The sequence below is a fragment of the Bacillus cereus group sp. BfR-BA-01331 genome, from assembly GCF_022663915.1.
Lineage (GTDB): Bacteria > Bacillota > Bacilli > Bacillales > Bacillaceae_G > Bacillus_A > Bacillus_A mycoides.
Window position 1 is genome coordinate 1 of sequence record NZ_JAKUGJ010000027.1, and the last position, 24,971, is coordinate 24,971.

The window sequence follows — 24,971 nt, forward strand, 5'->3', positions numbered from 1 at the left end:
CCGTTCCCATACCGAACACGGAAGTTAAGCTCTCTAGCGCCGATGGTAGTTGGGACCTTGTCCCTGTGAGAGTAGGACGTCGCCAAGCAAGATAAAAACACAAGTCTTTTGACTTGTGTTTTTTTGTTTTTAAACGGTACATGAAAGAAGTAAAGGGAATACATAAGTAATACAAACACGTTGCCCAAGAATAAATCATATTATATAAGAAATTGATGTATATTTTCCAGAAATTTGTTAAGGAATAGAGGTATATAATATGTTTATTTAAAAAGGGAGGAAAGATTATGAAATTACCAAGTGAAATTTGCATCGTTTGTGAGACAAAAAGAGGGGAAGGAATATATGTATATAATAATTTAATATGTTACGAGTGCGAAAGAAATCTGGTGAATACTGAGACAAATGACCCGAAGTATATACATTATTTAAAACAACTGCGAAAACTAGAAGTATCATATTTTTAAATAGGCATTATGCCTATTATTTTTTTTGCCCTAATATCTGTATAATAGATACACAATGAATAATAAGGAAGAGATATATATGAATCAAAATCGTATGCCTTTATATGAGGCGCTAATGGAATTTAAAGAAAGGCGACTACTATCTTTTCATGTTCCGGGTCATAAGAATGGTTTAAACTTCCCTCAGAAAGCTTCAGGGGGGTTTAAGGACATATTATCAATTGATGTAACAGAGTTAACAGGATTAGATGATTTACATAGCCCGTTTGAATGTATAGATGAAGCACAGCAATTATTAGCTGAAGTATACGGCGTGCACAAAAGTTATTTTTTAATTAATGGTTCAACAGTTGGAAATTTAGCAATGATTTTATCTTGCTGCGGCGAACATGATATTGTCCTCGTACAAAGAAATTGTCATAAATCGATCATTAATGGTTTGAAATTAGCAGGGGCGAATCCGGTCTTTTTAAATCCATGGATTGATGAAGTACATAACGTACCAGTAGGTGTTCGTGATGAAGTTATTAAGGAGGCAATTACAAAGTATCCAAATGCAAAAGCACTTATTTTAACACATCCTAATTACTATGGTATGGGCATTGATTTAGAGGCAAGTATCGCTTACGCACATGCACATAAAATTCCTGTTCTAGTAGATGAAGCCCATGGGGCGCATTTTTGTATAGGGGACCCCTTCCCGAAGTCAGCATTAGTTTATGGTGCGGATATTGTGGTTCATTCCGCACATAAAACATTACCTGCGATGACAATGGGATCTTATTTACATATAAATAGCCATTTGGTGAGCGAAGAAAAAGTTTCCTCCTATTTAAGTATGCTACAATCTAGTAGCCCATCGTATCCAATTATGGCTTCTCTTGATATAGCACGTTTTGCAATAGCGGTTATAAAGGAAGAGGGCCATGATGAAATCGTTGAGTTTTTACGCCGATTTAAGGAAGGATTGCGATCTATCCCACAAATAGCCATTTTGCAATATCCATCGCAAGATGAATTAAAAGTTACGGTGCAAACTCGCTGTCAGTTATCGGGGTATGAATTACAGTCTGTATTTGAAAAAGTCGGTATATATACGGAAATGGCAGATCCATATAACGTCCTACTTATATTACCGTTACAAGTAAATGAGGGGTATATGAAAGCTATAGAGATCATTCGATTAGCTATGCAGCAATATAAGGTAAAAGACAAGACAGCATCAATTCGTTATACTTATAAAGGGGAGATTTCCTCTTTACCGTATACGTATAAACAATTAGAGAGATACGAAACGAAGTTAGTATCTATAGAAGAAGCCGTTGGTATGATAGCTGCAGAAATGGTGATTCCGTATCCACCTGGAATTCCATTGATCATGTATGGAGAGAGAATTACTCAAGAACATACAAAGCAAATTACTCATTTAGAGAAAACAGGGGCTCGTTTTCAAGGTAGTACGAAATATATGAACGTGTATGATATAGAAAGTAGGTTTTAGGATGAAGGGATTATTTGTAACAATTGAAGGGCCAGAAGGTTCGGGTAAAACAACATTAATTAAAAGTTTATTACCATATTTTGAGCAAAAGGAACAAAAGGTAATGGCGACCAGAGAACCGGGTGGTATTGCAATTTCTGAAGATATTAGAACAATTTTACATAAACAAGAGTATACGATGATGGAAGCACGTACAGAGGCGCTCTTATATGCTGCTGCACGTAGACAACATTTAGTGGAAAAAGTTATGCCGGCACTTGAGGAAAAATATCTTGTACTATGTGATCGTTTTATAGATAGCTCTTTAGCATATCAAGGATATGCAAGGGGCTTAGGTATGGATAAAGTATTTGAAATTAATCGTTTCGCAACGGAAGATTGTATGCCTAGTTTAACAATCTATTTAGATATTGAGCCAGAGGTAGGTTTAGCACGAATTGGAAAAGATGCAGGACGTGAAGTAAATCGACTAGATATGGAAGATATCTCTTTCCATAAACGTGTGCGTGAAGGGTATTTACAAGTTGTAGAGCGTTTCTCTAATCGCATTGTATTAGTAAATGCTGATCAACCAATGAAAAAACTTATAGAAGAAGTTGTTCAGATTATAGAAGATAAATTGTTATAATAGAAGGAAAGAATGAAATAAGTGAGGTATGCAGTATGATAAATACGTGGGAGCAGCTTTCTGTTATACAGCCCATCGGTGTCAAAATGTTGATGAATAGCATTGCAAAAGAGCGTATATCCCACGCTTACTTGTTAGAGGGAGGGAAAGGGACTGGGAAGTTCGCCACAGCAATTCAAATGGCAAAAAGTTTTCTCTGTTCACAAAGAAATGGTGTAGAGCCTTGTCATGTATGTACGAATTGTCGCCGAATTGATTCAGGTAACTACCCAAACTTACATATTGTAAAACCAGATGGATTATCTATTAAAAAACAGCAAATTCATGATTTACAAGAAGAGTTTTCAAAAACAGGATTAGAAGCAAATAAAAAAGTATATATTATTGAGCATGCAGATCGTATGACAGCAAATGCAGCGAATACGCTCTTAAAGTTTTTAGAAGAACCAAGTAGTGATACAACAGCTATTTTACTTACTGAACAAAGTCATCAGATTTTAAATACAATCTTATCTCGTTGTCAAGTTGTTACGTTTAGGCCGTTGCCTACAGAATCTTTAATTAAGAGGTTAGAGGAAGAAGGTATTACAGTTTCTTTATCTACACTTGCTGCGCAGCTTACAAATAGTTTTGAAGAAGCTTTATTAATGTGTAATGATGAATGGTTTGCACAAGCGAGAGCTTTAGTGATAAAATTATGTGAAGCGCTCGAAAAAGATAAGGCCTCTATTTTTTTTGTACAAGAAAAATGGGGGAAGCACTTTGGAGAGAAAGAACAATTACAGCAAGGCTTAGATATGTTACTCCTTATTTATAAGGATTTATTATATGTTCAACTTGGAGAAGAAGATCGTCTTGTTTTTCATGAGCAGAAAGAGATGTTTGAATCCTTTTCTTATGCTCAGAAGCGCATTGTATCAGCTCTCTTTAATATATTAGAGGCAAAAAATAGAATCAACGCTAATGTAAATGCGCAGCTTGTGTTCGAACAGTTAGTGTTGCGGTTGCAGGAGGGATGACCGTTTTGTATGATGTAGTAGGTGTTCGCTTTAAGAAGGCCGGAAAGGTATATTACTTTGATCCAAATCAGTTCGATATCTCAGAAAATGAGTTTGTAATTGTAGAAACGGTAAGAGGTATTGAGTACGGAAAAGTAGTTATTACCAAAAAGCAAGTTGATGAAAATGACGTTGTATTACCGCTAAAAAAAGTTATTCGTATTGCAAATGAAAATGATCGTACCATTGTTGAAGAGAATAGGCATGCTGCGAAAGAAGCATATCAAGTTTGTCAACAAAAGGTAGGAGAACATAATCTTGATATGAAGCTTGTAGATGTAGAGTATACGTTCGATCGTAATAAGATTATTTTTTACTTTACTGCGGATGGCCGGATTGATTTCCGGGAACTAGTGAAAGACTTAGCGGCAATTTTTAGGACAAGAATTGAGCTGAGACAGATCGGCGTTCGTGACGAAGCAAAAATGCTTGGTGGTATTGGTCCATGTGGTCGTATGCTTTGTTGTTCTACTTTTTTAGGAGATTTTGAACCTGTATCCATTAAAATGGCAAAGGATCAAAATTTATCATTAAATCCTGCAAAAATCTCTGGTTTATGTGGTCGCTTAATGTGTTGCTTAAAATATGAGAATGATGAATATGAGGCAGCAAAGGAACAACTTCCTGATTTAGATCAACGTATACAAACACCGCACGGTACTGGCCGTGTTATCGGATTAAATATTTTAGAAAGATTAATTCAAGTGGAACTAGTAGACAAGGAACGGATAGTAGAATATACGTTAGATGAATTAATGAATAAAGGGGTCGTTTCGAGTCAAACCACAGATTAATGAGGTGGGTGCTTGTGGAGAAAAAGGATATTTTTGCATCGGTTTCTAGTATGGAAGAGCAAATTGGACATTTATACAAACAGTTGGGAGAATTAAAACAACATCTTGCAGAATTATTGGAAGAAAACCAACATATAAAAATGGAAAATGAAAATTTGCGACATCGTTTTGAAGAAGTGCAGAACAAGGAAAAACAAAAAACTCAAAAACGCAAAGAAATGAAGGCGAAGACAGATATTGGTGAAGGCTACGATAATCTAGCGAGACTATATCAAGAAGGTTTTCATATTTGCAATCTACATTATGGAAGTGTACGTAAAGAGGGAGATTGTTTATTCTGTCTGTCATTTTTAAATAAAAAGTGAGATTACCTTTCCAATATAATTGGAAAGGTAATTTTTTATACATGAGAGTAGAATGAAATTTATTTTTACATTAATAGAAGATGAAATAGGATAGGTTAAGTGTAAGAAAGGAAGCAATATATGAATTTATATGAAGATGAGCGTTTAGATTACTTATTAGCGCAAGATATGAAGATTGTACAAAGTCCATCAGTATTTAATTTTTCTTTGGATGCTGTTTTACTTGCAGATTTTGCTTGGGTGCCAATTCAAAAAGGTAATTTACTTGATTTGTGTACAGGTAACGCAGTTATCCCTCTTTTATTAAGTACAAGGACAAAAGGGAAAATTACAGGTGTAGAAATTCAAGAGCGCTTATATGATATGGGAATAAGAAGCGTTCAATACAATAATTTAGAAGAAAGAATTCATTTAATCCATGGAGATTTGAAAGATATGCCGGAGAAACTTGGACGTCATCAATATGATGTTGTAACATGTAATCCTCCTTATTTTCAAACACCACAAACTTCTGAGAAGAATATGAATGAACATTTAGCGATAGCTCGTCATGAAATTATGTGCACACTAGAAGATGTTGTATACGCAAGTAGCCAGCTAGTGAAACAGGGTGGGAAAGTAGCATTTGTACATCGTCCAGGTCGTTTGCTCGACATCGTCACATTAATGCGTAAATACAAAATTGAACCGAAACGTGTGCGATTTGTTTATCCTAAGGCTGGTAAAGAAGCGAATACATTGTTAATTGAAGGAATTAAGGATGGGAATGCTGATTTAAAAATCTTACCACCTCTTTTTGTATATGAAGAAAACAATGAATATACAAAGGAGCTTCGTTCAATTTTATATGGAGAAGAATAAGCATTGTTTTTATGTGGTGGAGTGTTCTGATGGAAGTTATTATGCTGGATACACGAATCATATAGAAAAACGGATTCAGACCCATAATAGTGGAAAAGGTGCTAGATATACACGCGCTAGACTTCCAGTTGTTTTAAAATATGTAGAGGATCACGAGGATAAACGAACGGCTATGCAAGCTGAGTATCACTTTAAGCAGTTAACGAGGAAAAAAAAAGAAGAATATATGCAAAAAGGAGAACGCTATGTGGCAGCAAAAAAGCTTTCAGCAAAATGAAAAGGGAGTTTTATATTTAGTACCGACTCCAATCGGAAATTTAGAGGATATGACATTTCGTGCAATCCGAATTTTAAAAGAGGCAGACATTATTGCAGCGGAAGATACAAGGCAAACGAAGAAACTTTGTAATTACTTTGAAATTGAAACACCAGTTATGAGTTATCATGAGCATAATAAAGGAGTAAGTGGACGGAAAATTTTAGATAAGTTAGAAGAAGGTAAGACTGTAGCCATTGTGAGCGATGCAGGTATGCCATGTATTTCAGATCCTGGTTATGATATCGTTGTAGAGGCTGTAGCAGAACAATATCATGTTATCCCGCTTCCTGGGGCAAATGCAGCCCTTACAGCATTGATTGCATCAGGACTTGAGACAAAACATTTTTATTTCTATGGTTTCCTGCAAAGAAATAAAAAGGGACGTAAGCTTGAATTAGAAAAACTACGCTATATTCCAACTACAATGATGTTTTATGAGGCGCCACATCGTTTAGATGATACTTTAATCTCTATGCAAGAAGTATTAGGAAATAGGGAAATCGTATTATGTCGTGAGCTAACGAAAAAATTTGAAGAGTTTATTCGTGGAACAATTGAAGAAGCGATTGAGTGGACGAAGCAAAATGAAGTTCGTGGTGAGTTTTGTATTTTAGTAGCAGGTTCAACAGAAGAACCTACTCCAGAAGAAAAATGGTGGGAAGCTATTTCAGTATATAATCATATTGAACATTATATAAATGAAAAAGGTATGAATTCAAAAGAAGCGATAAAAACAGTCGCTAAAGACCGAGATTTGTCGAAACGAGACGTATATCAAATCTATCATGTGGATAAAAAATAAGCTTCTCATAATTGAGAAGCTTATTTTGCTGTTTCGATATAATCTTGAAGTTCGTTTAAGACTTGTTCAGCGCCTTCTTTACTTAAGATAATTTTACCTTCAGCTAAAGATAGGTTACCATCAGATACTTCACCAGTTACTTGGCAAGTCATGTTTGGTTTATATTTCTTTAAGATGATTTTTTCATCATCAACGTAGATTTCAAGAGCATCCTTTTCTGCAATACCTAAAGTACGGCGTAATTCGATTGGAATTACTACACGACCCAATTCATCAACTTTACGAACGATACCAGTAGATTTCATAATTCTTTTCCTCCTAAATAAATAGTTTATAAGTTTCGAGTCTATTTTTTTGATTCGTCATTTTTCGACAAAATACCCTATGGACATATGATACCAATCATTTACATTTCCGTCAATTATTAAATTCTATATTTTAAAAAAAGATTTATAGATTTTTATACTTCTTATATATGATAGAATGTAAGTCATTTCTACAATTGTTTTGTATTATTTTTTGTAATATTTATACTTTTCGGGAAATATATTGTATATTTTTTGAATATGAGTAATAGATGATAAAGATATCGAGCATTAACTCGTTTTATCCCGCTATTTGCGAGCAGTAAGACTCCCACTTCAAAATTTAGCCGGAGCAAAGAAGTTAAGTGGGAGTCGGGCTGCTCGTAAAAGCCCGATTGGTGTGGGCTAATAATCCATGGGGGATGAACCCTCTCCACGGATTAAAGTTTCACTTTATATATGAGTTTTTGATATACTGTTTATAAATACATATGAGGTTATTCGGGAGGTCCAAAACGATGAAAGAGGAAAATAAGTCCTTTTATATTACTACCCCAATTTATTATCCAAGTGGAAAGTTACACATTGGACATGCTTATACGACAGTAGCAGGAGATGCGATGGCACGATATAAGCGTATGCAAGGATACAATGTTCATTATTTAACAGGAACTGATGAGCATGGACAGAAGATCCAAAAGAAAGCAGAAGAACTAAATGTTACACCACAGGCATATGTGGATAACATTGTATCAGGGATTAAAGAACTTTGGGAGAAGATGGATATCTCTTATGATGATTTTATTCGTACAACTGAAGATCGTCATAAAGATGTTGTTGAGAAAATCTTCAAGCAGCTAGTAGATCAAGGCGATATTTATCTTGATGAATATGAAGGTTGGTATTCTGTACAAGATGAAACATTCTATACAGCGCATCAATTAGTAGATCCAATTATGGAAGGTGACAAAGTAGTTGGTGGAAAAAGCCCAGATAGTGGTCACGCTGTAGAACTTGTTCGCGAAGAGTCTTATTTCTTTAGAATGGGTAAATATGTAGACCGACTATTAAAGTTCTATGAGGATAACCCTCATTTCATTCAGCCGGAGTCCCGTAAAAATGAAATGATTAATAACTTCATTAAACCAGGATTAGAAGATTTAGCGGTTTCTCGTACTTCATTTGACTGGGGAGTTCGTGTTCCAGGTAACCCAAAACACGTTATTTACGTATGGGTAGATGCGTTGTCTAATTACATTACTGCATTAGGATATGGAACAGAAAATGAAGAGAAGTATAAAAAATTCTGGCCAGCAGATGTCCATTTAGTTGGGAAAGAAATCGTTCGTTTCCACACAATTTATTGGCCAATTATTTTAATGGCTTTAGATTTACCACTTCCGAAGAAAGTCTTTGCTCATGGCTGGATTTTAATGAAGGATGGAAAAATGAGTAAGTCAAAAGGAAACGTAGTAGATCCAGTTACATTAATTGATCGTTACGGATTAGATGCATTGCGTTACTACTTACTTCGCGAAGTTCCATTTGGATCTGATGGAGTATTCACACCAGAAGGATTTGTTGAACGAATCAACTTTGATTTAGCGAATGATTTAGGTAACTTATTAAATCGTACAGTAGCTATGATTGATAAATACTTTAACGGGGAAATCCCTGCATTTAAAGCAAATGTAACTGAGTTCGATGAAACGTTAGTGACATTTGCCGAAGATACATTGAAAAAAGTAGAAGAGGCAATGGAGAATATGGAATTCTCTGTAGCGCTAAGTTCCATTTGGCAATTAGTTAGCCGTACGAACAAATATATTGATGAAACGCAGCCGTGGGTATTAGCGAAGGATGAGAATGATCGTGAAAAACTTGCGTCTGTAATGTCCCACTTAGCTGAGGTACTTCGTCAAACAGGTATTATGCTTATGCCATTCCTAACAGTAGCACCAAGTAAGATGTTTGCTCAACTTGGACTTACTGAAGAGGCGCATAAATCTTGGGAAAGCCTATCTACAATTGGATGTATTCCAGCTGGAACAAAAGTAGAAAAAGGAAACCCAATTTTCCCTCGTTTGGAAATGGAAGTAGAAGTGGGATATATTAAAGAACAAATGCAAGGTTCTGCTCCTAAAGTAGAAGAGAAAAAAGCAGAAGAACCAAAGGCAGAAGAAATTACAATTGATGATTTCTTTAAAGTAGAATTACGAGTAGCTGAAGTAATATCCGCTGAACCTGTGAAAAAAGCAGATAAGTTGTTAAAAATTCAGCTTGATTTAGGTACAGAGAAGCGCCAAGTGGTTTCTGGGATTGCTAAATTCTATTCCCCAGAAGAACTAAAAGGTAAAAAGGTTATTTGTGTAACGAATTTAAAACCTGTAAAATTACGTGGTGAATTATCACAAGGTATGATTTTAGCAGGTGAAGAGAATGGCGTATTGTCATTAGCATCAATTGACCAGAATTTACCAAATGGTACAAAAATCAAGTAATTGAGACAAGAAAAGAGATGTTTCACGTGTAACATTGGTGAAGCGTCTTTTTTCTTTTTACATTCCGTTTTTTGCATTAAAATTGAAGTATTGTTATCGTTAAGTTAGAAAGAGTGTAGTTTTTCTATGAGAGAATTGATTTCAATATAAAAGGAGTTATTTATTATGTTGTTTGATACACATTCACATTTAAATGCAGAGCAATTTGAAGAAGATTTACAAGAAGTTATCGCGAGAATGAAAGAAGCGGGAGTTACATATACAGTTGTTGTTGGATTTGATGAAGTAACGATAAAGAAAGCAATTGAATTAGCAGAGGCTTATGATTTTATTTACGCTGCAGTTGGATGGCATCCTGTTGATGCAATCGATATGAAAGAAGAACATTTAGCTTGGTTAGAAGAATTAGCGGCTCATCCTAAAGTAGTTGCAATTGGGGAAATGGGATTAGATTATCACTGGGATAAGTCTCCAAAGGAAATACAGAAGGAAGTATTCCGTAAACAAATTGCATTAGCGAAAAAGGTGAAATTACCGATTATTATACATAACCGCGATGCAACTCAAGATATTGTTGATATCCTAGAGGAAGAGAATGCAGCTGAAGTAGGGGGCATTATGCATTGCTTTAGCGGTAGTGTAGAAGTAGCGCAGCGATGTGTCGATATGAACTTTTTAATTTCATTAGGTGGGCCAGTAACATTTAAAAATGCCAAGAAACCGAAGGAAGTTGCTATGGAGATTTCGTTAGAAAAATTATTGATAGAGACAGATTGCCCGTATTTAACACCACATCCATTTCGAGGGAAACGAAATGAACCTAGTTATGTAAAACTGGTAGCAGAAGAAATTGCGAATTTAAAAGGAATTTCTTATGACGAAGTAGCACAAGTAACAACAAAGAATGCCAAAGCCTTATTTGGTGTTGAATAAAAAAGAATGGGGAGTCCCATTCTTTTTTTGTTTTTTGAGAAGAGAGATAATAGAAGTGATAAGAACCCACTATTTACGCATAACATAAGTGTAGAAATACTGCGGATAAATTAAGATGGAGATAGAAGTGTTACAATAAGGATAGTGAACAAAGATTTTTCTCTTCTACTTTTTAAAATGTAAGATTGGGAAAATAATAATGGAAAAGTCGTCATTTTTTTGTTTTACTAAGTAGAGATGAAAAGAGTGTGGAGGCAAGCATGAAAATTAAAGAGATTATCGTTGTAGAAGGTAAAGATGATACAGTTGCGATTAAACGTGCTGTTGATGCGGATACAATCGAAACGAACGGTTCAGCAATCGGTGATCACGTTATTGAGCAAGTTAAATTAGCGCAGCAAAAACGAGGCGTTATTATTTTCACAGATCCGGATTATCCTGGAGAGCGTATTCGAAAAATTATTTCTGACAAGGTTCCTGGATGTAAGCATGCTTTTTTAACGAAGGAAGAAGCACTTGCTAAAAGGAAAAAAGGTGTTGGAATCGAACATGCTTCTAATGAGTCGATTCGCCGTGCTTTAGAGAATATACATGAAGAAATGGAAGCTTACACAAGTGAAATTAGTTGGAGTGATCTAGTCGATGCGGGCTTAGTGGGCGGAGAAATGGCAAAGAGTCGCAGAGAAAGAGTGGGTAAGCTATTAAAGATTGGTTATACAAACGCAAAACAGTTACATAAACGTTTACAAATGTTTCAGGTTTCAAAGGAATCATTTGCAGAAGCTTATAAGCAAGTAATACAGGAGGAAAAAAAATGAAGGATATCGCAACACCAAATCGTACGAAAGACATTGTTGAAAAGTATGGATTTTCATTCAAAAAAAGTTTAGGACAAAATTTTTTAATTGATACGAATGTATTAAATCGTATCGTTGATCACGCAGAAATCGGTTCAGAAAGTGGCGCAATTGAAATTGGACCAGGTATTGGTGCGTTAACAGAGCAATTGGCAAAGCGTGCTAAAAAAGTAGTGGCTTTTGAAATTGATCAGAGATTATTACCAATTTTAGACGAGACGTTAGCTCCATATAGCAACGTTACAGTTATAAATAAAGATGTACTAAAAGCAGATGTACATGAAGTGTTTAGTGAGCAATTTGAAGAAGGACAAGATGTAATGGTAGTAGCTAACTTACCATACTATATTACAACGCCAATTTTATTTAAATTGCTTGAAGAAAAATTACCGGTTCGTGGATTTGTTGTTATGATGCAAAAAGAAGTTGGGGATCGTTTAGCTGCTAAACCAGGAACGAAAGAGTATGGTTCTTTATCAATTGCCATTCAGTATTATACAGAGGTAGAAACAGTTATGACTGTACCGCGTACAGTGTTTGTGCCACAACCAAATGTTGATTCTGCGATTATCCGTCTTCTAAAGCGTCCTAAACCAGTTGTAGAAGTGACAGATGAAACTTTCTTCTTTGAAGTAGTACGAGCAAGTTTCGCACAGCGTCGTAAAACTTTAATGAATAATTTATCAAATAATTTAAATGGTTTCCCGAAAGATAAAGAGCTGTTGGATCGAATTTTGACAGAAGTAGGAATTGATCCGAAGCGAAGAGGCGAAACGCTATCTATCGAAGAGTTTGCAACATTAAGTAATGCATTAATTCTTCATAAATTGTCATAAGAATATGAAAGGGACAGTTCAACTTGAGCTGTCCCTTTTGTCACCTTTCCTTTCCTAAATTCATACTTTAAAAACAGGTAAGATGGCCTAACGAGTTTGGAGTTTGGAGGTAGGAGAATGGCTTTACATGTTGGAGAATTAGTTGAACGATATTCTCATAATAGGGATATTCTTTTTCGTATTATAGAAATAAAAGGCGATATGGCAATATTATTTGGAGAGGAAATTAGACTTGTGGCGGATGCACCACTTGCAGATTTAGTTAGTATAGATCAACGAGAACATAAAAATAGAGTGAAGCGTGAAACAGAAACGATGGAGCGTACTTACCGGTTGTTTCAGCAAGATTACGTGTTGATGAAACAAAGACATGAACATACTTCAACTGGTGGATATACAAGTGAAGTGAATTATTTTCAAATGCCAGGACGTGTATTGCATATAGATGGAGATCCTTTATATTTGCGCAAGTGCTTAGATTTATATAATAAAATAGGCGTTCCTGTTCAAGGTATTCATTGTAAGGAAACGGAGATGCATGAAAAGGTAGTAGACTTAATAGATCATTTTCGCCCAGACATTTTAGTTATTACAGGACATGATGCATATACAAAGTCAAAAGGAGTTATGGGAGATTTAGCGGCATATAGACATTCTAGACATTTTGTACAGGCTGTTCGAGAAGTGCGAAAAAAATATCCATCATTGGATCAACTCGTTATTTTTGCTGGAGCGTGTCAATCACACTTTGAGGCGTTGATTCGAGCAGGTGCTAATTTTGCTAGTTCACCGTCTAGAATTAATATTCATGCTCTAGATCCTGTATATGTAGTTGGCAAAATTAGTTTCACTTCATTTATGGAAAGAGTAAATGTATGGGACGTTGTGCGTAATACAATTACTGGCGAAAAGGGACTAGGCGGAATTGAAACAAGAGGGATTTTACGAACAGGATTGCCCTTTCAACATTATGACGAATGAGCAAGGTACATACGTATCTTGCTTTTTTATGTGGAAATGATTTAAATGAGTCTGGATAAAAAGCGTCAAGAACGTGCAGACTATACAATGATACTTTTAGAATATAGTATTTCTTCTATCTATTTGAACGCATGATGCTTTTATAATGATATTGTCTGTGAATTGCGGTTAATAATTGGGATAGATATATCGTGTTTTAAGTGTTCAATCTAAATTACAGCGAGGTGTAGCAAAGTATATGTCAAAACGTTTAGATGAAATTAAAAGCGAATTAGATCACCATCTTGGACAGCGACTTATGTTAAAGGCAAATAGTGGGAGAAGAAAAACTGTGGAGCAATCAGGTGTACTTGCAGAAACGTATCGTTCTGTGTTTGTTGTACAATTAGACCAGCAAGAAGATGCATTGCAACGTGTATCTTATAGTTATGCAGATGTTTTAACAGAGACAGTAGAGCTAACATTTTACGATGAATCTCAAAATGAAGTATTTTATAATTAATGTATTTTTTTGTTACATATATTCCCATAAATGAAAAGCTATATTATTTTGCATACTAATTATACCGTAGCAAAATAAGGAGGGACTCTGCATTGAGTAGACGAAGAGGAGTCATGTCAAATCAATTTAAAGAAGAGCTTGCAAAAGAGCTTGGCTTTTATGATGTTGTTCAGAAAGAAGGATGGGGCGGAATTCGTGCGAAAGATGCTGGTAATATGGTGAAACGTGCTATAGAAATTGCAGAACAGCAATTAATGAAACGAAACCAGTAGTTGTAAGATACTTTCTATGCTACGGTAGCCGAGGAGAGATTCCTCGGCTTTTTGCACGCTAAAAGGTGCCATCATTTGACATAAGTAGTTTCATTCTGAATGCTTTTCGATATAATTAGGGAAGTGTCATCGTCTTACTATAAATTTATGGTAAAATAAACGATAAAAGATTGAGTACATAGAGTGGGTGAATAGATTGAAGCTACTAGTGAAAGCACCAGCAAAGATTAATCTGTCGTTAGATGTACTGGGAAAAAGACAAGATGGATATCATGAAGTGAAAATGATTATGACAACAATCGACTTGGCAGATCGTTTAGAGCTAACGGAATTAGCAGAAGACCGTATTGAAATTTTGTCCCATAATCGGTATGTCCCAGACGACCAACGCAATTTAGCTTATCAAGCAGCGAAATTATTAAAAGTGAAGTTTAATGTAAAAAAAGGTGTGTCTATTACTATTGAAAAAACGATTCCAGTAGCCGCTGGATTAGCAGGTGGAAGTAGTGATGCAGCAGCGACATTACGTGGCCTTAATAAGTTATGGAATTTAGGGCTAACAATCGATGAATTAGCAAAGCTTGGCGCAGAAATTGGGTCAGATGTATCGTTCTGTGTATATGGTGGAACTGCTATTGCCACTGGAAGAGGAGAAGAAATTGAACATATAAAGACTCCGCCTTCTTGTTGGGTTGTTTTAGCAAAGCCCCACATTGGTGTATCTACTGCTGACGTGTACGGAAATTTAAAATTAAATCGTGTTACTCATCCAAATGTAGATAAAATGGTTGAAGTCATTAACCATGGCGATTATAAAGGAATTTGTGATACTGTTGGTAACGTTTTAGAAGATGTGACGTTTGCGATGCATCCCGAGGTTGCACGTATTAAATCACAGATGAAACGCTTTGGGGCAGATGCCGTATTAATGAGTGGAAGTGGCCCAACTGTATTTGGTCTTGTACACCATGATTCGCGAATGCACCGCATATATAACGGGTTAAAAGGATTTTGCGAGCAAGTATATGCAGTGCGTTTATTAGGAGAGCGAGAAACGCTTGAATAAAGACGTATAATACGTTATGATTTGTTTAGAATATTCGTGATTTGAGGTGAGAGTATGAAAATTAGACGAAGTACAAGATTGGTCGATCTGACGTATTACTTGTTACAAAATCCTCGTCAGCTAGTTTCTCTCACTTTTTTTGCTGAAAGGTATCAATCGGCCAAATCTTCCATTAGTGAAGATTTGGTTATAATTAAGCAAACGTTTGAACAACAAGGTGTCGGCACATTGCAAACGGTACCAGGAGCAGCAGGAGGAGTGAAATATATTCCCTATATAAGTGAAGAAGAGGCAAATCTGATTATTAACGAGCTTTGTAGCTTATTTGAAAACCCAGACCGTATTTTGCCTGGCGGTTACTTATATATGACGGATCTTTTAAGTAATCCTCGCCAGATTAATGGCGCAGGTCGTTTATTTGCTTCTGTTTTTGCTAGGCAACCAATTGATGCGGTTATGACGGTAGCGACAAAAGGAATTCCGCTTGCTTATGCAGTAGCGAACTACTTAGATGTACCGGTAGTAATTGCGAGAAAAGATAATAAGGTAACAGAAGGACCCACTGTTAGTATTAACTATGTATCAGGTTCCTCTAAGCGAATCCAAACGATGACTTTAGCAAAGCGTAGCCTTCCAGAAGGGTCCAATGTTTTAATTATTGATGACTTTATGAAAGCTGGCGGAACCATTCAAGGTATGATGAGCATGCTAGAAGAGTTTAAAGCTAATGTTGTTGGGATTGGCGTATTAGTAGAGTCTACGGATATTGAAGAAAGACTTATTAATAACTTTGTATCATTAATTCGTTTGTCAGAAGTTGATGTGAAAGAAAAAGCGATTCAAGTGGAAAAGGGGAATTATGCACTTGCACCATTTGATAAAGGGCTTGTAGAGGCTGAGTAAAAAGGTAAAGCAGATAGCTTTACCTTTTTTTATTCCTATTTATAAATTACAAAATAGATGGACAAACTGCCTTTGGTACACTATTTTTAAAGAGTAAAAATAAATAATAAAAGGGTGAAAAGTATGAAAGTTGTTCAAACAAGCAAAGCACCACAGGCAATCGGACCATATTCACAAGGGATTATTGTAAATAATATGTTCTATAGTTCAGGACAAATTCCGTTAACGGCAAGTGGAGAACTTGTAACAGGAGATGTAACAGTACAAACAGAGCAAGTATTTGAAAATTTACAAGCGGTATTAGCAGAAGCAGGTGCTTCATTTGATACAGTGGTAAAAACAACAGTATTCTTGAAGGATATGGATGATTTTAATGCTGTTAATGAAGTATACGGTTCTTATTTCTCTACTCATAAACCAGCGCGTTCTTGTGTACAAGTAGCAAAATTACCGAAAGATGTTTCTGTTGAAATCGAAGTAATTGCCCTAGTTAAGTAACTCTTTGTAAGCGATAACCTCTACTAATCCTTATATTCAACTACAATAAAAATTTTTATCTTAAAAATTTTTAAAAAATTAAAGGGAAAATAGAAAATTTGTGGAATTTATACAAATATATCGCTTATTTAGAAAAGGGTGGTGAACACAAGATGGAAGTGACTGACGTAAGATTACGCCGCGTAAACACAGAAGGCCGCATGAGAGCAATTGCCTCTATTACTCTAGACCATGAATTTGTTGTTCATGATATTCGTGTAATTGATGGTAATAATGGATTATTTGTAGCAATGCCAAGTAAACGTACTCCAGATGGAGAATTCCGTGACATTGCACATCCAATTAATTCTAATACACGCTCTAAAATTCAAGATGCGGTTTTAACAGAGTATCATCGTTTAGGCGAGTTAGAAGAGGTTGAGTTTGAAGAAGCAGGCGCTTCGTAAAATTCGAATGAAAAGGGCTTTTGAAAGAAAGTCTTATAATTTTGTAGCAAACTCCTGTAAGCATTTACAGGAGTTTGTTTTTTTTTTTGAATAATACACGTTTCTAATTATAAAAATTCATATTTTGAAAAAATAAAGATGAAAAACTTCTAATTTTTTCATCTTTATTTAAAATAGTATAGCTTATTCCTTAAAAAAGATACTAAAGAGTAAAACATCTTATAAGAATTATGGTAAAATTTAATAGTTATAATGTGTTTCTTGAAATATATGATGATTTAGGATAATATCGTTAATGGATAAATAGGTTGCGATGGAGGGTCTATATGTCAAACAGATTTGCAGTGATTCTAGCTGCAGGTAAAGGCACACGTATGAAGTCCAAGCTATACAAAGTGCTGCATCCTGTATGTGGAAAACCAATGGTACAACATGTAGTCAATGAAGTATCTCAATTAGGATTGCAGAAACTTGTAACAGTCGTTGGACATGGTGCTGAAAAGGTACAAGAACAGCTAGGAAACGTAAGTGAGTTTGCATTACAAGCAGAACAACTTGGTACAGCTCATGCTGTCGATCAAGCTGCAAGTGTACTTGCAAATGAAGAGGGAACAACTTTAGTTATTTGTGGTGATACACCTCTAATAACTGCTGAAACGATGGAAGCATTACTTCAGCAACACGAAGAAGCGGGAGCAATGGCGACGGTACTAACAGCGTACATAGAAGAGCCTGCTGGATATGGCCGTATCGTTCGTAATGAGAATGGTCATGTTGAAAAGATTGTTGAGCATAAGGATGCGAATGAAAAAGAATTAGCTATTAAAGAAATCAATACAGGTACGTATTGTTTTGATAATAAAGCTTTATTTGCTTCACTTTCTAAAGTTTCAAATGATAATGTACAGGGCGAATATTACCTTCCGGACGTTATTGAAATTTTAAAAAATGAAGGTCATATTGTATCAGCTTATCAAACAGAGCACTTCGATGAAACGTTAGGTGTTAACGACAGAGTCGCTCTATCGCAAGCGGAAATTATTATGAAAAATCGTATCAACAGAAAGAACATGGTAAATGGTGTTACAATTATTGATCCAAGTAACACATACATTTCTGCGGATGCAATTATTGGTAGTGATACAGTTCTTCACCCAGGAACGGTTATTGAGGGGAACACTGTAATTGGTTCTGATTGTGAAATTGGACCGCATACAGTAATTCGCGATAGTGAAATTGGAGATCGTACGGTAATTCGTCAATCTACTGTACATGACAGCAAACTTGGTACAGAAGTATCAGTTGGTCCATTTGCACATATTCGCCCAGATTCAGTTATTGGAGATGAAGTGCGCGTTGGAAACTTCGTAGAAATCAAAAAAACTGTTTTTGGTAATAGAAGTAAAGCTTCACACTTAAGTTATATCGGGGATGCACAAGTTGGAGAAGACGTGAATCTTGGTTGTGGTTCAATTACGGTGAACTACGACGGCAAGAATAAATTTAAAACTGTAATTGGTAACGGGGTATTTATTGGATGTAATTCAAACCTTGTTGCTCCTGTAACAGTTGAAGATGGTGCTTATGTGGCAGCAGGCTCTACAATAACAGAGAATGTTCCATCAAAAGCATTATCAGTAGCACGTGCACGTCAAGTTAACAAAGAAGACTATGTTGATCAATTGCTGAATAAGAAAAAATCATAATGTGGAGGGTTAATCTAGATGTCGACTCAATATCTAAATTCTAATTTGAAAGTATTCTCTTTAAACTCTAATAAGGAACTTGCTGAGCAAATCGCAAAGCATATTGGAGTAGGACTAGGAAAATGTTCTGTTGATCGTTTTAGTGATGGAGAAGTTCAAATTAACATTGAAGAAAGTATCCGTGGTTGCGATGTATTCATTATTCAATCTACAAGCTTCCCAGTAAACGAACATATCATGGAATTACTTATTATGATTGATGCATTAAAACGTGCATCTGCAAAAACAATTAATATTGTTATTCCTTACTATGGTTATGCGCGTCAAGACCGTAAAGCGCGTTCTCGTGAACCAATTACATCGAAACTTGTAGCAAACTTGCTTGAAACAGCAGGTGCAACTCGTGTAATCACTCTAGATTTACATGCTCCGCAAATTCAAGGATTCTTTGATATCCCGATCGACCACTTAATGGGTGTACCGATTCTTTCAGACTACTTTGAAGCAAAAGGCCTTAAAGATATCGTAATCGTATCTCCTGATCACGGTGGTGTAACGCGTGCTAGAAAAATGGCGGATCGCCTAAAAGCGCCAATCGCTATTATTGATAAGCGTCGCCCTCGTCCGAATGTATCTGAGGTAATGAACATTATCGGTAACATCGAAGGCAAAACAGCAATTTTAATTGATGACATCATTGATACAGCTGGTACAATTACATTAGCGGCAAACGCTCTTGTTGAGAACGGTGCTTCTGAAGTATATGCTTGCTGTACACACCCAGTATTATCTGGTCCAGCAATTGAGCGTATTCAAAATTCGAATATTAAAGAGTTAGTTGTAACGAACTCTATCGTATTACCAGAAGAGAAGAAAATTGATAAAGTACATGAACTTTCAGTTGCTCCATTAATCGGAGAAGCAATCATTCGTGTATACGAAGAAGAATCTGTAAGTGTATTATTCAATTAATTGGATAGAATGAGACGTAACCAAGCTTGGTTACGTCTTTTCGTATCGAAAAAAGAAAGTAGTGGTACAAGAATGAAATTAATAGTAGGACTTGGGAACCCAGGTAGAGAATATGAATTAACAAGGCATAATATTGGATTTATGGCAATCGATGAACTTGCAAAACGTTGGAGTATTTCTTTGAATGAACAAAAGTTTAAAGGGGTATTTGGCGCAGGCTTTGTTAATGGGGAAAAAGTAATCTTACTAAAGCCACTTACATATATGAATTTATCTGGGGAAAGTATCCGTCCGCTCATGGATTATTATAAAATTGATGTCGAGGACTTCATTGTTATGTACGATGATTTAGATATTCCTGTAGGTAAATTACGCCTTCGCATGAAAGGTAGTGCGGGTGGACATAATGGTGTGAAATCAACAATTTCACATTTAGGAACACAAGAATTTCAACGTATCCGCATGGGAATCGATCGTCCGAAAAATGGGATGAAAGTAGTGGATTACGTATTAGGACGTTTTACATCTGAAGAAATATCTGGCGTTAATCAATCCATTGAAAATGCAGCAGATGCATGTGAGGAATGGTTAAATAAACCTTTTCTCCAAATCATGAATACTTTTAATAGTTAAGCGCACAATCAGGAATATTTTATTTTGTTTTATCCCATACTAGTAGCAATTGGATATTTAGGAGGCTAGTATGGAAGGTTATTATTACTGTAGACATTGTGGAAGTAATGTGGGCTCCATTATCGCAGAAAAAGTATATAGCGACGTTTTGTTTCAACTAACAGAGCAAGAAGTAGTGGATATGATTCATTTTCATGAGAATGGAAATATATATATAAAAACGATTTGTGAATCGTGTCAAGAAACGCTCGCATCTTATCCTGAGTATTATGAATATGAAAAATTTCTGCAATAAAATGTTGTCGCTTTGGCGTGTCCAAAGCATTTTTCTGTTTTCTTTTTCCAAAATATTTGCATAAAATATAGTAACTTGCTCTTTATGTTGAGAGGAGTTTTGAAAATGATAGGTTTATTAGAGCAATTTTATAAAAATGAAGAAATACAATCGGTTATTAATGGGCTAGAAGATGGGTTGAAAGAACAACTTGTATCGGGTATGGCAACATCCTCTCGTTCATTATTAATGGCAGCTTTATATAAAAAGACAAAGCAATCACAACTTATCGTGACGCACAATTTATACCAAGCACAAAAAGTACATGAAGATTTAGTGGCGTTACTTGGTGAAAAAGATGTTTGGCTATATCCGGTAAATGAATTGATAGCATCGGAGGTTGGTGTTGCAAGTCCAGAATTGAAGGCACAGCGTATTGAAGTGTTAAATCGCTTAGCTGCAGGAGAGAATGGGATTATTGTAGCGCCAGTTGCAGGGCTGCGTAGGTTTTTACCAATAAAAGAATTATGGAAGCAAAGGCAAATTGAAATCAATCTAGGGCAAGAGATTGATTTAGATGCACTCTTGCATACCTTACATCATATTGGTTATGAGCGTAAGTCGATGGTAGAAGCTCCAGGAGATTTTAGTCTACGCGGGGGAATATTAGATATTTACCCATTAACTGAAGAATTACCATTTCGTATTGAATTCTTTGATACACAGGTTGATTCTATTCGATTATTTGATGTGGAAGAACAGCGCTCTCAAGATAAAAGGGAAAGTGTTCGTTTTGGTCCGGCAACAGAGTTTTTATTTTCACAGGAAGAATTGAAATCGGGAATTAAGCATCTTGAAGAAGGTTTGACTAAGACGATGCAAAAGCTTTCCGATGATAAATTAAAGACTACTGTGCTTGAGACGGTTAGTCATGAACTTGAAATGTTGAAAAACGGGCAAAGTATAGAACAAATGTTTAAATATTTATCTATTTTCTATAAAGAACCTGCTAGTCTGATAGATTATTTACCAGAAAATGGTGTTGTGATTTTAGATGAGATTTCCCGTATTCAAGAAACAGCATCACATCTTGAAACAGAAGAAGCGGAATGGTATATCTCACTTCTTGGCGAAGGAACAATTATTCAGGATTTATCTTTCTCCCACTCGTTTGAGGAGTTTCTTCATAATAAAAAAAGAAGTTTTGTATATTTAACGTTATTCTTACGCCATATAGCACACACACATCCTCAAAATATTGTGAATGTGACATGTAAAACGATGCAAGATTTCCACGGACAGATGCATTTGTTAAAAACTGAAATTGATAGATGGAATGAAGGTAATTTTACGACCGTTGTGCTTGGAACAGATGATGAACGTGTAAAAAAACTACAACATATTTTAAGTGATTATGATATTGATGCAGACATTGTAGAGGCGACAGATATCTTATTGCCTGGAAGGTTACAAATTGCTGTAGGTGATTTACATGCAGGCTTTGAAATGCCGATGCAAAAGTTTGTTGTCATTACTGAAAAGGAGCTTTTTCATAAGAAGGTTAAAAAATCACAACGTAAGCAAAAGTTATCTAACGCTGAACGTATTAAAAGTTATTCGGAATTAAAAGTTGGAGACCATGTAGTTCATGTAAATCATGGTATAGGTAAATTTTTAGGTATTGAGACATTAGAGATTAATGGTGTTCATAAAGATTATTTAAATATTAAATATCAAGGTAATGATAAGTTATACGTTCCAATTGAACAAATTGATCAAGTGCAAAAATACGTAGGGTCTGAAGGTAAGGAACCAAAAGTTTATAAATTAGGCGGAAATGATTGGAAGAAGGTCAAAACGAAAGTTGAAAAATCTGTACAAGACATTGCAGATGACCTAATTAAATTATATGCCGAGCGTGAAGCCTCAAAAGGTTATGCATATACACCAGATACGGCAGAGCAACAAGAGTTTGAATCTTTATTCCCATATCAAGAGACAGAGGATCAATTACGTTCTATTGAAGAGATTAAGAAAGATATGGAACGCGGACGTCCGATGGATAGGCTTCTTTGTGGTGACGTAGGATATGGAAAGACTGAAGTAGCTATTCGTGCGGCATTTAAAGCAATTATGGATGAAAAACAAGTTGCGATTTTAGTACCAACAACAATCCTTGCACAACAACACTATGAAACAATTCGAGAGCGTTTTCAAGATTACCCGATTAATATAGGGTTACTAAGTAGATTCCGCACACGAAAACAACAAAATGAAACGATTAAAGGTTTAAAAGATGGAACGGTGGATATTGTAATCGGAACGCATCGTATTTTATCTAAAGATGTTACTTATAAAGATTTAGGACTTCTTATTATTGATGAAGAACAGAGATTCGGCGTTACACATAAAGAAAAAATTAAACAATTAAAAGCAAATGTTGACGTGTTAACATTAACGGCAACTCCGATTCCACGTACACTTCATATGTCTATGCTTGGTGTGCGCGATTTATCTGTTATTGAGACACCACCAGAGAATCGTTTCCCAGTACAAACATATGTAGTAGAGTATAATCCGGCGTTAATGCGAGAAGCGATAGAGCGAGAGTTGGCAAGAGGCGGTCAAATTTACTTCCTATATAACCGTGTGGAGGATATTGAAAGAAAAGCAGATGAAATTTCGATGTTGGTTCCAGATGCTCGTGTAACATACGCACATGGGAAAATGAATGAAGGTGAATTAGAGTCTGTTATGCTATCGTTTTTAGAAGGGCAGCATGATGTTCTTGTAAGTACAACAATTATTGAGACGGGTGTAGATATTCCGAATGTAAATACATTAATTGTATTTGATGCAGATCGTATGGGATTATCACAGTTGTATCAGCTTCGTGGTCGTGTTGGACGTTCTAATCGCGTCGCGTATGCATACTTTGCATACAAACGTGATAAAGTGTTATCGGAAGTTGCAGAGAGGCGTCTGCAAGCAATTAAAGAGTTTACAGAGCTTGGATCTGGTTTCAAAATTGCGATGAGAGACTTATCAATTCGTGGTGCGGGTAATTTGTTAGGGGCAGAACAACATGGATTTATTGATTCTGTTGGATTTGATCTATATTCTCAAATGTTAAAAGATGCAATTGAGCAACGTAGAGGAACAGACGGAGTTGAAAATACCGTTAATGTTGAAATTGATTTAGAAGTAGATGCATATTTACCGGATGCGTACATTTCAGATAGTAAACAAAAAATTATGATGTATAAACAATTTAGAGGTATTTCTGCAATTGAAGATATTGAAGAGTTGCAGGAAGAGATGATCGACAGATTTGGTGATTATCCACAAGAAGTTGGTTATTTATTACAAATTGCAAACATTAAAGTGTTGGCAATGAAAGAACAAATTGAGTTAATTAAGCAAAATAAATTTGAAGTAACATTCCTGTTTTCTGAACAAGCGAGCCAAAATATAGATGGTGGAAAATTATTCATGCTAGGAAGTAGTTTTGGCCGTATGATCGGTCTTGGTATGGAGGGGTCACAATTGAAAATTGTGATGAAAACGAATGGATTAGAGACGTCGAAATGGTTAACAATTGCTGAAAATTTATTAAAAGGCTTGCCAGATGTAAAAAAAGAAGTAATAAATGCCTAATATAAGATAAAAAATACAATTCGACGTGCATAGAAGAACTAATGTGTAAAATACTATGTTTAATAGTTGGTGATTTTTACATGAACAGGTAAATTCACCACTTTGATCATCAGTAGAAAGTGAGGCAGCATTAGAATGAAAGCAACTGGAATCGTACGTCGAATTGATGATTTAGGCAGGGTAGTAATTCCGAAGGAAATTCGTAGAACTTTACGTATTCGTGAGGGAGATCCACTAGAAATATTTGTTGATCGCGATGGAGAAGTGATTTTGAAAAAATATTCTCCAATTAGTGAACTAGGTAATTTTGCAAAGGAATATACGGAAGCTTTATACGATAGCTTAGGACATAATGTGCTTGTATGCGATCGTGATTCTATTATCGCAGTAGCAGGCGCATCTAAAAAAGAATACTTAAATAAAAGTGTTGGCGATTTAATTGAGAAGACAATGGAAGAGCGTAAGTCTGTAATTATGACAGATGAAAGCGAAATTTCAATTATTGATGGAGTAACAGAAAAAGTGAGCTCTTATACAATTGGCTCGATTATTGCAAATGGAGATCCAATCGGAGCTGTCGTTATCTTCTCTAAAGAGGCTATTATAAGTGAAGTAGAGCATAAATCAGTAAATACAGCTGCAAGCTTTTTAGCGAAACAAATGGAGCAGTAGCGAAGTGTAATTTCTATAAGTAGCAATCTTTCCTAATTATGATATTTCTATTTGAGAAATTAACTATTTGGAGATATAAGTATATTGAACGAAGGTAGCGCTTTGCTACCTTTTTTCATTGAATATTTTTGCTGTTGAAAGAAGTCAGTGAATGTAAGGAAT

At 35.7% G+C, this 24,971-nt stretch carries 27 protein-coding genes and 1 rRNA gene; 27 read left to right on the plus strand and 1 reads right to left on the minus strand.

Annotated features, from left to right (window positions below):
- The 10 genes from rrf to rsmI form a co-directional block, all read left to right on the plus strand.
- Positions 1-88 (plus strand): 5S ribosomal RNA (gene rrf / locus MR155_RS26855); the annotation flags it as partial.
- Positions 89-287: 199 nt separating this feature from the next.
- Positions 288-467 (plus strand): sigma factor G inhibitor Gin, encoded by a 180-nt coding sequence (locus tag MR155_RS26860; RefSeq protein ID WP_002091596.1) that lies wholly within the window; start codon positions 288-290, stop codon positions 465-467.
- 79 nt (positions 468-546) lie between these two features.
- Complete coding sequence (locus tag MR155_RS26865) at positions 547-1,968, plus strand: aminotransferase class I/II-fold pyridoxal phosphate-dependent enzyme (RefSeq protein ID WP_242311558.1); 1,422 nt, start codon at positions 547-549, stop codon at positions 1,966-1,968.
- 1 nt (position 1,969) lies between these two features.
- On the plus strand, positions 1,970-2,596 hold the full coding sequence (tmk, locus tag MR155_RS26870) for a dTMP kinase (protein ID WP_215551292.1): 627 nt from the start codon (positions 1,970-1,972) through the stop codon (positions 2,594-2,596).
- Between the two features lie 35 nt (positions 2,597-2,631).
- Positions 2,632-3,615 carry a DNA polymerase III subunit delta' gene (gene holB / locus MR155_RS26875; protein WP_113938530.1) on the plus strand — a complete coding sequence of 328 codons (984 nt, stop codon included), beginning with the start codon at positions 2,632-2,634 and terminating at the stop codon, positions 3,613-3,615.
- A 5-nt stretch (positions 3,616-3,620) separates the two neighbouring features.
- Positions 3,621-4,448, plus strand: a complete 828-nt coding sequence (locus MR155_RS26880; protein ID WP_002009637.1) for a PSP1 domain-containing protein — start codon at positions 3,621-3,623, stop codon at positions 4,446-4,448.
- Between the two features lie 14 nt (positions 4,449-4,462).
- Complete coding sequence (gene yabA, locus MR155_RS26885; RefSeq protein ID WP_002009639.1) at positions 4,463-4,813, plus strand: DNA replication initiation control protein YabA; 351 nt, start codon at positions 4,463-4,465, stop codon at positions 4,811-4,813.
- 120 nt (positions 4,814-4,933) lie between these two features.
- Positions 4,934-5,674, plus strand: coding sequence for a tRNA1(Val) (adenine(37)-N6)-methyltransferase (locus tag MR155_RS26890; RefSeq protein ID WP_002138893.1), 741 nt, complete (start codon positions 4,934-4,936; stop codon positions 5,672-5,674).
- Positions 5,661-5,951, plus strand: a complete 291-nt coding sequence (locus MR155_RS26895) for a GIY-YIG nuclease family protein (protein ID WP_002130207.1) — start codon at positions 5,661-5,663, stop codon at positions 5,949-5,951. Before MR155_RS26890 ends, MR155_RS26895 begins: the two co-directional genes overlap by 14 nt.
- Positions 5,920-6,795, plus strand: a complete 876-nt coding sequence (gene rsmI, locus MR155_RS26900) for a 16S rRNA (cytidine(1402)-2'-O)-methyltransferase (protein WP_219300699.1) — start codon at positions 5,920-5,922, stop codon at positions 6,793-6,795. Before MR155_RS26895 ends, rsmI begins: the two co-directional genes overlap by 32 nt.
- 20 nt (positions 6,796-6,815) lie before the next feature.
- On the opposite strand, the gene MR155_RS26905 is transcribed toward rsmI, so the two are convergent.
- A complete protein-coding gene (locus MR155_RS26905; protein WP_000843037.1) occupies positions 6,816-7,100 on the minus strand; it encodes an AbrB/MazE/SpoVT family DNA-binding domain-containing protein in 285 nt (94 codons plus the stop codon).
- Positions 7,101-7,618: 518 nt separating this feature from the next.
- On the opposite strand from MR155_RS26905, the gene metG reads away from it, so the two are divergent.
- From metG to spoVT, 17 genes are all read left to right on the plus strand, one after another.
- Positions 7,619-9,601: a methionine--tRNA ligase gene (gene metG, locus MR155_RS26910; RefSeq protein ID WP_235661827.1), complete on the plus strand. Its 1,983-nt coding sequence runs from the start codon at positions 7,619-7,621 to the stop codon at positions 9,599-9,601.
- A 165-nt stretch (positions 9,602-9,766) separates the two neighbouring features.
- Positions 9,767-10,534 carry a TatD family hydrolase gene (locus MR155_RS26915; RefSeq protein ID WP_242311559.1) on the plus strand — a complete coding sequence of 256 codons (768 nt, stop codon included), beginning with the start codon at positions 9,767-9,769 and terminating at the stop codon, positions 10,532-10,534.
- A 260-nt stretch (positions 10,535-10,794) separates the two neighbouring features.
- Positions 10,795-11,352: a ribonuclease M5 gene (gene rnmV / locus MR155_RS26920; protein ID WP_002029323.1), complete on the plus strand. Its 558-nt coding sequence runs from the start codon at positions 10,795-10,797 to the stop codon at positions 11,350-11,352.
- Positions 11,349-12,227: a 16S rRNA (adenine(1518)-N(6)/adenine(1519)-N(6))-dimethyltransferase RsmA gene (gene rsmA / locus MR155_RS26925; RefSeq protein ID WP_002091590.1), complete on the plus strand. Its 879-nt coding sequence runs from the start codon at positions 11,349-11,351 to the stop codon at positions 12,225-12,227. The genes rnmV and rsmA overlap by 4 nt, the downstream gene beginning before the upstream one ends.
- 117 nt (positions 12,228-12,344) lie before the next feature.
- The gene (gene yabG, locus MR155_RS26930) at positions 12,345-13,208 is read left to right on the plus strand and encodes a sporulation peptidase YabG (RefSeq protein ID WP_113938526.1); all 864 of its coding nucleotides are present in this window, start codon (positions 12,345-12,347) and stop codon (positions 13,206-13,208) included.
- Positions 13,209-13,446: 238 nt separating this feature from the next.
- Positions 13,447-13,710, plus strand: a complete 264-nt coding sequence (gene veg / locus MR155_RS26935) for a biofilm formation stimulator Veg (protein ID WP_002009653.1) — start codon at positions 13,447-13,449, stop codon at positions 13,708-13,710.
- 92 nt (positions 13,711-13,802) lie between these two features.
- Complete coding sequence (sspF, locus tag MR155_RS26940; protein WP_002094215.1) at positions 13,803-13,982, plus strand: acid-soluble spore protein SspF; 180 nt, start codon at positions 13,803-13,805, stop codon at positions 13,980-13,982.
- A 196-nt stretch (positions 13,983-14,178) separates the two neighbouring features.
- On the plus strand, positions 14,179-15,048 hold the full coding sequence (ispE, locus tag MR155_RS26945) for a 4-(cytidine 5'-diphospho)-2-C-methyl-D-erythritol kinase (RefSeq protein WP_012260164.1): 870 nt from the start codon (positions 14,179-14,181) through the stop codon (positions 15,046-15,048).
- A 54-nt stretch (positions 15,049-15,102) separates the two neighbouring features.
- Positions 15,103-15,951 carry a pur operon repressor gene (gene purR / locus MR155_RS26950; protein WP_002091587.1) on the plus strand — a complete coding sequence of 283 codons (849 nt, stop codon included), beginning with the start codon at positions 15,103-15,105 and terminating at the stop codon, positions 15,949-15,951.
- Between the two features lie 123 nt (positions 15,952-16,074).
- On the plus strand, positions 16,075-16,449 hold the full coding sequence (locus MR155_RS26955; RefSeq protein ID WP_000869819.1) for a RidA family protein: 375 nt from the start codon (positions 16,075-16,077) through the stop codon (positions 16,447-16,449).
- Positions 16,450-16,601: 152 nt separating this feature from the next.
- Positions 16,602-16,895, plus strand: coding sequence for a septation regulator SpoVG (spoVG, locus tag MR155_RS26960; protein ID WP_000454042.1), 294 nt, complete (start codon positions 16,602-16,604; stop codon positions 16,893-16,895).
- 326 nt (positions 16,896-17,221) lie between these two features.
- Positions 17,222-18,601 carry a bifunctional UDP-N-acetylglucosamine diphosphorylase/glucosamine-1-phosphate N-acetyltransferase GlmU gene (glmU, locus tag MR155_RS26965; protein WP_002091584.1) on the plus strand — a complete coding sequence of 460 codons (1,380 nt, stop codon included), beginning with the start codon at positions 17,222-17,224 and terminating at the stop codon, positions 18,599-18,601.
- A gap of 18 nt (positions 18,602-18,619) precedes the next feature.
- Positions 18,620-19,573 (plus strand): ribose-phosphate diphosphokinase, encoded by a 954-nt coding sequence (locus tag MR155_RS26970; protein WP_002091580.1) that lies wholly within the window; start codon positions 18,620-18,622, stop codon positions 19,571-19,573.
- A gap of 72 nt (positions 19,574-19,645) precedes the next feature.
- Positions 19,646-20,206, plus strand: coding sequence for an aminoacyl-tRNA hydrolase (pth, locus tag MR155_RS26975; protein ID WP_002144538.1), 561 nt, complete (start codon positions 19,646-19,648; stop codon positions 20,204-20,206).
- Positions 20,207-20,276: 70 nt separating this feature from the next.
- Positions 20,277-20,501 carry an anti-sigma-F factor Fin family protein gene (locus MR155_RS26980; protein ID WP_002091576.1) on the plus strand — a complete coding sequence of 75 codons (225 nt, stop codon included), beginning with the start codon at positions 20,277-20,279 and terminating at the stop codon, positions 20,499-20,501.
- 105 nt (positions 20,502-20,606) lie between these two features.
- Positions 20,607-24,137 (plus strand): transcription-repair coupling factor, encoded by a 3,531-nt coding sequence (gene mfd / locus MR155_RS26985; protein ID WP_002009668.1) that lies wholly within the window; start codon positions 20,607-20,609, stop codon positions 24,135-24,137.
- A gap of 135 nt (positions 24,138-24,272) precedes the next feature.
- Complete coding sequence (gene spoVT, locus MR155_RS26990; protein WP_002009670.1) at positions 24,273-24,809, plus strand: stage V sporulation protein T; 537 nt, start codon at positions 24,273-24,275, stop codon at positions 24,807-24,809.
- The last annotated feature ends 162 nt before the right edge of the window (positions 24,810-24,971 follow it).